This window comes from Arthrobacter sp. UYP4 (genome assembly GCF_057291175.1).
Genome location: NZ_JBXAVU010000001.1, coordinates 1,842,719 through 1,854,540 on the forward strand (window position 1 = coordinate 1,842,719; position 11,822 = coordinate 1,854,540).

Here is an 11,822-nt window from a genome sequence, read left to right on the forward strand (position 1 = left end):
TCAGCCTCCCTGGCCTGATCGGTTCGCCGTGGCCAGCAGCCACAGCAGGAACGGGGCACCGAGCGCGCCGGTCACGACGCCGACGGGCAGTGACGCCCCGGGGATGAGGTTCGCGGCGATGAAATCGGCCCCGAGGACGATTCCTGCCCCCACCAGGGCCGCCATGACCAGCGAGGGCCGGTTCCCGAGCAGCCTGCGCGCGATCGGTCCGGACAGGAAGGCCACGGACGCGACGGGCCCTGCGGCCGCGGTGGCCACGGCCGCGAGGGCGACGGCGGTGGACATGAGTCCCAGCCGTGAGGCCTCGACCCGGAGCCCGAGGCCTGCTGCGGCGTCGTCGCCCAGGACGAGGCCCTGCAGGCTGCGCGAGAGGACCGCCGCGGCCGGCAGCAGGACCACGAGGGCGGCGACCAGGACGGCCGCACGGTCCCAGTTGCTCGAGTTGAGCGAGCCGTTGAGCCACAGCAGTGCTTCCGATGCCGTCCGGAGGTCGGTGCGGGTGATCAGGAAGTTGACCAGCGCGTGCAGGACGGCCGCGAAGCCGATGCCGACGAGGATGAGGCGGTAGCCCGCTACTCCCCCCCGGCGCGAGATCAGATAGATCGCCGCGGCGACGACCATCGCGCCGACCAGCGCGGAGAGGGACACGGCGGCGCCGGCGGCGCCGAAGAGGACGATCGCCGTGACCGCCGAGGCACTCGCTCCGTAACTGATCCCGATGATGTCGGGGCTCGCGAGGGGGTTCCTGAGCATGGTCTGGAACACGGCTCCGGCGAGTCCGAAGCACACACCGACCAGGACCCCGATCACCGAGCGGGGAAGCTTGTTCTCCATCACGATGAAGCTGGCACCCGGGATGTCGGCACCCCCGAGGATCCGGAAGACGTCGGGGATGGTCACCGTGTAGGAACCGAGCAGGACGTTCGCGGCGAACAGGACGACGACGACCGCCCCGACCGCGGCCAGGCGGAGCCCGCTGCTGCGCCGGCGACGGGCACGGACGAGGGCCAGCCCTGCGGCCGGGGGTGCCGGGGCAGGCCGCGGGGGGACCTGCGAGGAGTCGAGCGTCGTGCTCACAGGTGGGCCATCCTGCGGCGGCGCACGAGCCAGATGAAGAAGGGGGCGCCGACGACCGCGGTCATGATGCCCACCTGCACTTCTCCGGGCGGCAGGATAACCCGGCCGATGATGTCGGCGCCGAGCAGCAGGACCGGGCCGAGGAGAGCGGAGAACGGGAGGATCCAGCGGTAGTCGGCCCCGACGACGAGGCGTACGACGTGAGGGATCACGAGGCCCACGAAGGCGATGGGGCCGGCGGCGGCGGTGGCGGCCCCGCACAGGATCACGACGCCCAGCGCCGTGATGCCCCGCGCGAGGTTCACGTTCTGCCCGAGTCCGCGCGCCACGTCGTCGCCCAGCGCGAGGCCGTTGAGGACCTTGCCCGTGGCCAGCGTCATCACGAGGCCCACCAGCAGGAACGGGGCGATCGTGCCGATCACGTCCCAGCCCCGGCCGGACAGCGTGCCGACCTGCCAGAAGCGGAAGGCGTCGAGAGTCTCCTGGCTGGAGACGAGGACCGCATTCGTGAGGCTGGCGAGGCCGGCGGCCAGTGCCGCGCTGGCGAGCGCGAGCTTGACCGGCGTCGCGCCCTCCCGTCCGAGGCTGGCGACGGCGTAGACCGCGAGGGCTGCGGCGCCCGCACCGGCGAAGGCGCACCAGATGTACCCGGAGGCGGTGGTGAGGTCGAAGAGATGGATCCCGACGACGACGGCCAGTGACGCTCCGGCATTGATGCCGAGGATCCCCGGATCGGCCAGCGGATTCCGCGCGATCCCCTGCAGGGCTGCCCCGGCCGTTGCCAGGGCCGCTCCGACGAGCAGGCCGATGACGGTGCGCGGGACACGGGAGAGCACGACCGCGTGGTCGCCGTCGGCGGGATCGAAGGCCAGGACGGCGTCGATCATGGTGCCGGGACCGACCGAGCGGGCCCCGATGGTGAGGGAGGCGACGCAGAAGGCGAGGAGGACCAGCGCGGTGAGGACCAGCTGCGCGGCGGTGCGGGGAACCGAGGACCGCCGCCGGGCCGACAGGGGCCGATCGCCGGTCGAGGGGCGCGAGGCGGCGGCCTGGACTGCCATGGTGCTCCCCTCAGACGGTCGATGAGTCTGAAGTAAGGCTAGCCTATGCTGCTGACGATTAAGAAACGAGTTTGTTCGCTAATTGGGACGGCCGCTGCGGCGGACGCAGGCGGCCCCGCCTGCGTCCACCCCCACTACTCGGGGGTCGGCGGGGTGCCGTCGCCGAAGGGCCGTCCACCCAGGGATGCGCGTCCGTGGTCCGTGGTCCATCCCGCGAGGTCGGGACCTTTGGGGACGATCCCGGTGGGGTTGATGTCCTCGTGCACGATGTAGTAGTGCTGCTTGATCTGCTCGAAGTCGATCGTGTCGCCGAAGCCCGGCGTCTGGAACAGATCGCGGGCGTAGCCCCACAGCGCGGGCATCTCGGTCAGCTTGTTCCGGTTGCACTTGAAGTGGCCGTGGTAGACCGGGTCGAACCGGACGAGCGTGGTGAACAGGCGGACGTCGGCCTCCGTGATGGTGTCCCCCACGAGGAACCGCTGGGTGGTGAGCCGTTCCTCGAGCCAGTCCAGAGCCGTGAACAGCCGGTCGTAGGCGGCGTCGTAGGCCTCCTGCGATCCCGCGAAGCCGCAGCGGTAGACGCCGTTGTTGACCTCCGTGAAGACCCGCTTGTTGACGGTGTCGATCTCCTCCCGGAGCGCCTCCGGATACAGGTCCGGAGCACCCTCGCGGTGGAATTCCGTCCATTCGCCGGAGAAGTCCAGGGTGATCTGGGGGAAGTTGTTGGTCACGACCGCGCCGGTGGTCGTGTCCACGATCGCCGGAACCGTGATGCCGCGCGCGTAGTCCGGATCGCGCTTGAAGAAGGCTTCCTGCAGCCGCTCGATACCGAGGACCGGGTCACGGCCGCCGGGATCGAGGTCGAAGGTCCAGGACCGGCTGTCGTGGGTGGGGCCCGGGGTGCCGAGGGAGATCGCGTCCTCCAGCCCGAGGAGGCGGCGCACGATGATGGTGCGGTTGGCCCACGGGCAGGCGCGGGCCGCGATCAGGCGGTAGCGCCCGGACTCGACGGGATAGCCGTCCGCACCGTCCCGCGTGATCCGCGTCTCGATGTACTGCGTGTCCCGCGTGAACTCCTGGCCGTCGGTCACGTAGGACCCCTTGGTGCTGTGCCCTGACGTGTCGGCCTGCTGGGTATCGGTCATGCAGCCAGTCTAGGACCGCGGACATGCAGAAGGCCCGGCCGTTGACACGTCCGGGCCTCCTGGTGCAGGGTGCGGTCGGCCTACCGGCGGGCCGACTCCCGCTCGTACTTCTCGCGGAGCTCGCGACCCTCGTTGACGAGCTTGCGGTACTTCTCGCGCTTCTTGTCGGCAGCCTTGGTATCACGGGGCGGCAGCTGGATGCCGTCCTCCGCCTCGATGCCGCCCTGCAGTTCCCTGCCGCGTTCCATCTCGGCGTCGAACTCGACACCGAACAGGAGCGAGAGGTTCGCCAGCCAGATCCAGAGGAGCAGGACGATCACGCCGGCGATGGCGCCGTAGGTCTTGTCGTAGCTGCCGAAGTTGGCCACGTAGAGGGAGAACGCCGCGGTGGTGATGGCGAGGACGATCAGGGCGATGAACCCGCCGAGACTCATCCACCGGAACTTGGGCTGCTTGACGTTCGGCGAGCCGTAGTAGAGGACGGCGATCATGAGGACCGCGAAGAACACGACGACGGGCCACTTGGCGATGTTCCAGATGGTCAGTGCGGTGCCACCGAGTCCGATCGTGTTCCCGACGGCCTCGGCGACGGGCCCGGAGAGCACGAGCATGAGGCCCATGACGACGATCAGGACGAGGACGACGACGGTGACGAGGAGCATCTGCGGGCGCAGCTTGAAGAAGCCCCGGCCCTCCTCGACCTCGTAGACGCGGTTCATCGCCCGGGAGAAGGCGTTCACATAGCCCGATGCCGACCAGATGGCGCCGAGGAGGCCGATCACGAAGGTCAGCCCGGCCGCCTGGTTGGAGGCGAGGTCCTCGATCGTGGGCCTGATGGTCTCCAGGGTGTCCGGCGGCGCGAACTGGCCGACGATCTCCAGGACCTGATTGGTGGTGTTCTGGGCCTGTCCGAACAGCCCGAGGAGGGACAGCAGGGCGAGGATCCCGGGGAAGATCGCGAGGACCGCGTAGTAGGTCAGCGCCGCGGCCAGATCGGTGCACTGGTCCTTGCCGAACTCGTTGAGCGACCGCTTGAACACGTACTTCCAGGCGGGCTTCCCGACATCCTTCGGATCATCCGGCTTCCGGGGATCGTTCGGATCGGGCGCGGTTTGCGCCTTCTGCGAGGCGTCACTCTTCGGCTCACTGCCGACCTTGCTGTTACTGCTCACGGATACCTCCCGCTATGGCCCTGGAAAGGGCGTCGTGCGCCCTTGCGGCTGTACGTCTCCTTCAACTGCACCATAAGCTTGCTTAGTAGTCCAGTTCGGATCAGCGCCCTCCCCCGTCCCCACAACCAGCAGGCCAAGGAGTAGAACCATGCGCATAGCAGTCATCGGTGCCACCGGGAACGTGGGCACCGCGGTCCTCTCCCGCCTGCACCGGGCAGCGCGGGACCGCGAGGCCATCGAGCGGTCCGGCTACGACACCTCGGGGGACACGGGCGGCATCACCATCACCGGGATCGCCCGCACCATCCCGGACACGACGCAGGCCCCCTACGACGGCGTCGACTGGCATGCGATCGACATCGGGACCGACGAGGGCAGGGAGGCCCTGGTGCTCGCGCTCGCGGGAGTGGACGCCGTCGTGCACCTCGCTTGGGCCATCCAGCCGAATCACGACGAACCCGCCATGCGACGGACCAACGTCACCGGGACGGCCAACGCCCTCCACGCAGCCGCCACCGCCGGTGTGCGGCAGTTCGTCTGCGCGTCCTCCGTCGCGGCCTACTCGCGTGCCGGCAAGGACACCCGCAGGGGCGAGGCATGGCCGACCGACGGCGTCCGGTCCTCCCAGTACAGCCGCCAGAAGGCCGAGCAGGAACGCCTGCTGGATGCGTTCGAGCAGGCCTACCCGGAGATCGCGGTGGCCCGCCTCCGGCCGGCCCTGATCTTCCAGAGCGGAGCGGGCAGCGAGGTGGGCCGCTATTTCCTCGGCCCGCTCGTCCCGAAGGTCCTCCTGGGCGTTTCGCTTCCCGTGCTGCCCGTCCCGGCAGCCTTCATCTTCCAGGCCGTGCACGCGGAGGACGTCGCCGACGCGTACTGGCGGGTGCTGGCGCGACGCGCTTCCGGCGCGTTCAACATCGCCGCGGAGCCCGAACTCACCCCCGCGCGCCTCGCCGACCTGCTCGAGGCGCGTCGCGTGATCGGATTCCCGGTGCGCGTGCTGCGCTGGATCGTCGGCGCGAGCTGGTGGCTCCGCATCCAGCGCACCGATCCGGGGTGGATCGATCTGGCGGCGCAGAGCCCGGTCATGGACACGGCCCGGGCGAGGAGCGAACTGGGCTGGGAACCGCGCCACTCGTCCCGCGACGCGATGGCCGAGGTGCTGGCGGGGATGCGCCACGGCGACGGGCACGCAGGATCTCCCAAGCTGTACCCGAGGTCGAAGAACTGAGCCGGCAGCGCGAGGGCTACTGCGCCGGGATCCTCGGAGCATCGTCCGCGGCGACCAGTGGGATACCCCGGGGGAGCTGATCGGGCGCGCCGGGCAGACTGACGGTGAACTCGGCGCCGCCGTGCTCGACGTTGCGGACGCTGATGCTGCCTCCGTGGCTCTCGGCGATACGGCGGCAGATGGCGAGCCCGAGTCCGGTCCCGGTGGCCTGGCCCAGCCCGTTCTCGGAGCGGTGGAACTCCTCGAAGACGCGCTGGAGATCCCCTTCGGGGATGCCGATACCGTTGTCCCGGACGTGCACGAGGGTCCTCCCCCCGATGTCGACGGTCGTCTCCACCACCACCTCGCCGGTTCCGTCGGTGCGCCCGTACTTCACGGCGTTACCCACGAGGTTCTCCATCAGCTGCAGGAAGAGCCGCTCGTCGGCGTAGACGGGATGCGGCGCACGCACCTCGAACCGCATGGCGGGGAGTTGCGTGCCCGGGAGGGCGGTGCGCAGGTCCACGATGCCCTCCATCACGCGGGGGACGTCGATGCGGGTCGCCGTGAGCCTCTCCTCCTTGGCCAGGCTGTAGGCGAGGAGATTCCGGATCAGGGTCCGCATCCGCAGGCTCGCGTGCTGGAGGCGCCCGATGCTGGCCTGCCGCTCGGCGGCGGGCAGGTCCGGATCCTCGAGCAGCTCGAGCCAGCCGTCGAAGACGGTCAGCGGGGTCAGGAGGTCGTGCGCCACGACCGAGGCGAAGCGCCCGAGGTCCCGCTGGTGGACACGCTCGTCGGTCACGTTGCGCGTCACCACCACGGCCCCCCGTTCGCCGGGAAGCGGCATGGCGTCGACCGAGAGGTGCATCACCTCGCCGGACCGGTGGGTGAGGTTCAGGTCCATCCGCTCGGTGACCGTGCCCTCCAGCGCCAGGGTCAGGGGATTGTCGGCCTCGGCCAACGGCTGCCCTTCCGGCGTCGTCACCTCGTAGTCGCGCTTCCACACCTCGCCGGGCCGTGCCGTGCCGTGCCCCAGCCAGCGCTCGCTCGTCGCGTTCTGGAAGATCAGTCGGCGGTCCGGTCCCGCGACGAGGACACCGTCGTTCATCCTGCCGATCACGAGGTCACGGAGGTCCGCCGCTGCCTTCGCCTCCTCGTTGGCCCGGTACAGGCGGGCGATGAGACGGCGCCGCTCGTCCATGCTGAGTGCCAGGACGGCGGACAGGGAGAACGCGATGAACATGAACGACTGGGCGACATAGGCGGCGACGCCGGGGCCAAGGTCCTGGAACGGGCCGCGGCCCGCGAGGGTGAAGAGGACGAGGAACGCGCCGCTGGCGAGGCCGTGCAGCATGGCCCATCCCGCGCGCAGCCGCAGGCCCGCCCACATGTGCGCCGGGATGGTGGTGTAGGCGATCGGCAGCGCGGGGCCGGCTCCGAACGTGAGCACGTAGAGCACCAAGGAGACGACCGTGAGGAGTGCGTACTCGGCGCGCCGCGCCGCTGTCAGCGGCGGAGTGACCTCCCCGCGCGCGCGGGCCGTGACGCTCGAGGCGACCACGATGCCCAGTGCTCCGAGGGCCGTCAGGGACACCGCGTGCCGGACCAGCCAGGGGATGAACGCCGAGAACGGGTCCGCCCCGCCCTCCAGTGCGACGCCGGCGACGATGAACAGCGCGCCGAGGGAACAGGAGACGAGCGCGACACCCCCGAGCCGCAGGTAGTCACCGACGCTCCGTACGTCGAGGCCGGGAACCAGTCCGCGGAAGAGGCGGACGGCCAGGGCCGTCTGGGCGAGGCTCCCGAGCGCTACAGACAGGGCGAGGGTGGGGCTGAGTCCCGTGGCGAGGTTGACGACGGTCAGGATGGGAACACTGGCGACGAGCGCGACGGCGAGGTCCCGCCGGGTCCGTGAACCCCAGAGCGCCCACAGGAAGCTCGCCCCCGCCGCAGGCCAGACGAGGGCCAGGCCCGGCGCGTCGAGCATGGTGTGGCGGCCGGTCAGGGCCGCCGCCGCGAGCATCAGGGCGAACAGGACGTGGAGGGACGCCGGCGACAACGCTGCCAGCCTTCCTGAGACCCCCTGCATCCGCTCCTCGCCCATGCCACTACCTGTTCAGAAATGAGATCCGTGCTGCCGGATCGGACCAGAACCGGCGGGACGTGGCTGTGAGACGAGCCACTCCGGCACTCAGCTTACTTGCTGTCCACCACTTGCCGTGCGCTTCGACCCGCCGCCCTGCAACCGTCACCGGTCCGTGCCGCGAACGACCGGCGCTGGTCGGGCAGCGTGAACACGTGCAGCGGCAGGGCGTCCGCCGGGGCTCCCGCATCGACCATGGTCCCGTCACCCCGTCGGGGAGTCACCGACGGAGGCCCCACCCGTCAACCAGGCGATCGCCTCCGCCTCGTTCGTGAAGTACCGGCTCGGGGTCACCGAGCGGTAGTTGAAGGCGGTGAGCACCCTGCCCACGTCATCCACGCCGACCACGCCGGTCCGGCACGAGCAGTCGTCCTCGATGAGCAGGTGCCGGGCTTCCGCGGTGATCGCATCGACGAGTCCGATGTTCACCAGGAGCGGCCGTCTCCCGGCGGGCGATGCGGCCGTCACGGCCGCCGTCGTCGAGCGGACGTCGTCTCCTCCGATCGTGACACCCGCGGCCCACCGCAGGCGCAGGAAGGCGCCGTCGTCCGTGAGCGTGTAGCGGAGCTCCCCAGCATCCCCAGCCATGTCGATCCATTCGTGTCGTACCCGAGGTCCTGATCCTAGGCGCAGGAGCGTGCCCGGCACAGCACCGCACCGCCACCGCGCACGCGCATTGTGGGCCCGTACGTATCCGGTGGAGGATGGGAGGCGCCACCACCGACCGAAGGAGCCTTCCATGGACCACGAGTTCGATGTCCTCGTCATCGGCGGCGGACCTGCCGGCATGGCGGCCGCCACACGCGCGGCCGAACTCGGCGCGCGCACCGCCGTCGTCGAACGCTCCGCGCTCGGCGGCACGTGCGTGAACTCGGGCTGCGTCCCGACGCGCGTCCTGGCGAAGACCGCCCGGCTGTTCCGGGAGGTCCGCACCGCGTACGACTACGGGATCGTCGTGGACGAACCGTCCGTCGACTGGGCCAGGACGGTCGACCGCGTGCGCACCACGGTGGCCCGGGTCCTCGACGCCAAGGGCTACGGAGCCACCATGGAGCGCCTCGGCATCGAACTGATCGAGGGCGACGCCGAGCTCACCGGCGACCACGGCGTGGTCGTGGGTGACCGCCGGGTCACCGCGTCGTCGATCATCCTCTGCATCGGCGGCAGCGGGCGTCGGCTGCCCGTCGAGGGCGCCGAGTACGCCGTCCTGCCGCACGAGGTGCTGGGCCTCGAGAGCCTGCCCGGAAGCGTGGCCATCATCGGAGGCGGGCACACCGGGGCGCAGATGACCACCATCTTCGACGCGATGGGCTCCCGGGTCCTCCTGCTGGACCTCGCGCCACGCATCCTGATGACGGAGGACGAGGACGTCGCCGCGGCCGTCACCGGGAGCTTCACGGGCAAGGGCGTCCAGGTGGAGACGGGCATCGGGGGGATCGACAGCATCCGGAAGGAGGCCGACGGCCTCACGCTCACCTGGACGCGCGACGGCGAGCCGCTGGCCCGCACGGTGGACGCCGTCATCATGGCGGCCGGCTGGCCCGCCAACCTCGCCGGGCTGGGCCTCGAGGCGGCGGGCGTCCGGACCGCACGATCCTTCATCCCAGTGGACGAGTACCTGCGCTCCAGCGTTCCGCACATCTTCGTGGCGGGTGACGCCAACGGCACGAGCATGCTGGTGCAGGCGGCCGTCTTCGAGGGTGAGACCGCGGCCGAGAACGCGGTGCTCGGCGCCACGCGCACCACGCCGCACCACCTGCTGCCGGAGGGCGGCTTCACGGATCCGGACTACGCAGGCGTGGGGCTGACCGAGACGAAGGCGAGGGAGCGCGACGCCGAGTGCCACGCGGTCTCCGTGCCGTACGCGGTCGTCGAGCGGCCCATCATCGACGACCGCGAGCAGGGATTCCTCAAACTCGTGATCGACCGGCGCCGCGAGCTGATCCTCGGTGCGCATGCCGTCGGTGAGAACGCGGTGGAGGTCATCACCGCGGTGGCGTCCGCGATGGCGGCGGGCACCGACCTCGCCACGCTGGCCCGGGTGAAGTTCGCCTACCCCACGTACAGTGCCGTGATCGGGCATGCCGCACGGGCCGCACTGCGCGGCTGACGGGTGGGTCCGCGCCGACGGGACGCGGAACCCCGCTAGCTGCGGAGCAGCACCAGCTCGTCCAGCGGAAGGCGCGTCCGCGGTGCGGTCTCCCGCTCCGCCAGGGCGCCGGGAAGCTTGCCTGCCTCGTCCACCGTGCCGACGGCCGTGATCGTCAGGGGCTTCAGGTTGTCGGCCAGGTCGAAGGCCGCCACCACCCTGTCCCACTCCACCCCTGCCATCTGATGGGTCGCCAGCCCCTCGGCCTGCGCCTGCACGCTCAGGTGCGCGATGGCCTGGCCGAGGTCGTACTCGGCGTAGGGACGCAGATCGCCCTCCACGGACGATGTCTCGGCGATGCCCACGACCAGTACCGAAGCGTTGTGGGCCCAGGCGGCGTTGAATCCCACGAGGGCCGAGACGATCGTCTCGAACGCGTGGGTCCCGCGCCGGGCGACGATGAAGCGGCGGGGCTGGTTGTTGCTCGCGGACGGCGCCCAGCGCGCGGCCTCCAGCAGGGCGTCCAGCTGGGGCTCCGTGATCGTCGCCTCCGGATCGAAGGACCGTGGGCTCCAGCGCCCGGCCAGCTCCCTGGTGATCGGAACGCTGGTGTCGGCGATGCGGGTGGTGGTCATGGAAGTGCTGAGCGGCATGCGGGTGCTCCTGTGCGTCGATCGGAAGGGCGGCGCACCATCGGGCCTCGCTGGGGACAACACAGGTGACGGCCGCACCATTCCTGCCGCCAGCCCCTGCATCAGCGCCGGGGGTCGTCCCGCCGACGTGGGCCGCGCGCCAGCGCCAGGTACTGCGGATTCCGCTCCAGGAACTCCCGCGCCGGAGCGCAACCCGGGATCACGTCGATGCGCCGTCGATGGGCGTCGAGCATCGCTCCGCGCATCAGCACCCGTTCCAGTCCCCGTCCCTCGAAGCCCGCGTTCTCGACGACGGCACGCAGGGTGAGCCGGCCCGCGCGGATCGAGTACCTCAGGTACGCGGCGAGGTAGCCGTCGAAGTAGAGCTCGAAGCGGGAGCCTACGGGCGAGTCCCTGAAGACCCTCCGGACCGAGGCACCGCGCTGAGCGGCGATCCTGCCCATACGCCGCTCGATCTCGTCCACCACCGCACCGTAACGCTCCGATGCCCACCGTGGCGGGGCATCGGTGTCCAGCGAGCGGAACATCGCGTTCGCCAGGACGCGCAGTTCGGCGAGCGGGACGACCGCCAGGTCGCCGCCGTCCAGCACGGATGCCATCGACAGTGCTTCGCGCTCCCGCTTCGTGGGAGGCGCGTCGTCGAAGGGCTCAGGAAGGAGTGCGAGAAGGGGTGCCGGTTCCGGATCTGCCGAGCGGGGCTCACCGGCGGAAGCACCGGTGATACCGGACAGGATCGAGATGTCGGTCATGAGGATCCGATGATGGTCGGGTCGCGGCCCTCTGCTGGACCGTGGTGGTGCGACTGTAGCCCCTCCCACCCCCAGAATTTTTCCGGGTCGCGTCTTCCGCCCCTTCGGGACGGCGGACTCCCGGAAATCGAACACATGTCCTATTGTTGAGCCAATCAGCACGAGAACCGGAGGATCAGGAATGACGGCACAGACGGTCGGAACGGGCGACGGAACACCCCGCCCGCTCGATGAGCCCGCATCGGTGCGCTTCACGCCCACCGGCACGCCCCTTGCACTGAGGTGGCGCGGCAGCATCTGGCAGGTGGTCGGTGAGTCCACCCCGTGGCGCGCGTCGTCCACCGAGCGCTCCATGGCCGCCTTCCCGATATCCGGAGCCGACGGGCCGGCCCCGCGGTCCTGGCGGTTCCAGGCCCAGACGGGTCCCGCCTCCCCCGTCCTCGATTTCGTGATCGGCCTCGACGACCGGCACGGTGAGTGGCGGCTGCTGCGCGTCGGCGGCGTCGGCAGCTGACCCGCCCGAGGC

Annotated in this window: 11 protein-coding genes; 3 read left to right on the top strand and 8 right to left on the bottom strand. The window is 70.4% G+C overall.

What is annotated here, in order from left to right:
• The 4 genes from AC0Z9V_RS08655 to AC0Z9V_RS08670 all read right to left on the bottom strand — a co-directional run bounded on the left by AC0Z9V_RS08655 (position 1) and on the right by AC0Z9V_RS08670 (position 4,455).
• Complete coding sequence (locus AC0Z9V_RS08655; protein WP_244186302.1) at positions 1 to 966, bottom strand: FecCD family ABC transporter permease; 966 nt, start codon at positions 964 to 966, stop codon at positions 1 to 3.
• A 107-nt stretch (positions 967 to 1,073) separates the two neighbouring features.
• Positions 1,074 to 2,138, bottom strand: a complete 1,065-nt coding sequence (locus AC0Z9V_RS08660; RefSeq protein ID WP_485141240.1) for a FecCD family ABC transporter permease — start codon at positions 2,136 to 2,138, stop codon at positions 1,074 to 1,076.
• A gap of 134 nt (positions 2,139 to 2,272) precedes the next feature.
• Positions 2,273 to 3,283 carry a glutathione S-transferase family protein gene (locus tag AC0Z9V_RS08665; RefSeq protein ID WP_485141241.1) on the bottom strand — a complete coding sequence of 337 codons (1,011 nt, stop codon included), beginning with the start codon at positions 3,281 to 3,283 and terminating at the stop codon, positions 2,273 to 2,275.
• Positions 3,284 to 3,363: 80 nt separating this feature from the next.
• Positions 3,364 to 4,455 (bottom strand): YihY/virulence factor BrkB family protein, encoded by a 1,092-nt coding sequence (locus AC0Z9V_RS08670; protein WP_133081347.1) that lies wholly within the window; start codon positions 4,453 to 4,455, stop codon positions 3,364 to 3,366.
• 148 nt (positions 4,456 to 4,603) lie between these two features.
• Here AC0Z9V_RS08670 and AC0Z9V_RS08675 point away from each other — a divergent pair, with 148 nt between their 5' ends.
• The gene (locus AC0Z9V_RS08675) at positions 4,604 to 5,683 is read left to right on the top strand and encodes an NAD-dependent epimerase/dehydratase family protein (RefSeq protein ID WP_485141242.1); all 1,080 of its coding nucleotides are present in this window, start codon (positions 4,604 to 4,606) and stop codon (positions 5,681 to 5,683) included.
• A 16-nt stretch (positions 5,684 to 5,699) separates the two neighbouring features.
• On the opposite strand, the gene AC0Z9V_RS08680 is transcribed toward AC0Z9V_RS08675, so the two are convergent.
• Together AC0Z9V_RS08680 and AC0Z9V_RS08685 are read right to left on the bottom strand one after the other, a co-directional pair.
• The gene (locus tag AC0Z9V_RS08680; protein WP_485141243.1) at positions 5,700 to 7,766 is read right to left on the bottom strand and encodes a sensor histidine kinase; all 2,067 of its coding nucleotides are present in this window, start codon (positions 7,764 to 7,766) and stop codon (positions 5,700 to 5,702) included.
• Positions 7,767 to 8,009: 243 nt separating this feature from the next.
• Positions 8,010 to 8,393, bottom strand: coding sequence for a hypothetical protein (locus AC0Z9V_RS08685; protein WP_133081350.1), 384 nt, complete (start codon positions 8,391 to 8,393; stop codon positions 8,010 to 8,012).
• Between the two features lie 151 nt (positions 8,394 to 8,544).
• Between AC0Z9V_RS08685 and AC0Z9V_RS08690 the strand changes: the two genes are divergently transcribed.
• Positions 8,545 to 9,915, top strand: a complete 1,371-nt coding sequence (locus AC0Z9V_RS08690) for a dihydrolipoyl dehydrogenase family protein (protein WP_485141244.1) — start codon at positions 8,545 to 8,547, stop codon at positions 9,913 to 9,915.
• 35 nt (positions 9,916 to 9,950) lie between these two features.
• On the opposite strand, the gene AC0Z9V_RS08695 is transcribed toward AC0Z9V_RS08690, so the two are convergent.
• Together AC0Z9V_RS08695 and AC0Z9V_RS08700 are read right to left on the bottom strand one after the other, a co-directional pair.
• Positions 9,951 to 10,547 carry a nitroreductase family protein gene (locus AC0Z9V_RS08695; RefSeq protein WP_485141245.1) on the bottom strand — a complete coding sequence of 199 codons (597 nt, stop codon included), beginning with the start codon at positions 10,545 to 10,547 and terminating at the stop codon, positions 9,951 to 9,953.
• 101 nt (positions 10,548 to 10,648) lie between these two features.
• On the bottom strand, positions 10,649 to 11,296 hold the full coding sequence (locus AC0Z9V_RS08700; RefSeq protein WP_459267987.1) for a GNAT family N-acetyltransferase: 648 nt from the start codon (positions 11,294 to 11,296) through the stop codon (positions 10,649 to 10,651).
• A 181-nt stretch (positions 11,297 to 11,477) separates the two neighbouring features.
• Here AC0Z9V_RS08700 and AC0Z9V_RS08705 point away from each other — a divergent pair, with 181 nt between their 5' ends.
• Positions 11,478 to 11,810: a hypothetical protein gene (locus AC0Z9V_RS08705; protein WP_208740565.1), complete on the top strand. Its 333-nt coding sequence runs from the start codon at positions 11,478 to 11,480 to the stop codon at positions 11,808 to 11,810.
• The last annotated feature ends 12 nt before the right edge of the window (positions 11,811 to 11,822 follow it).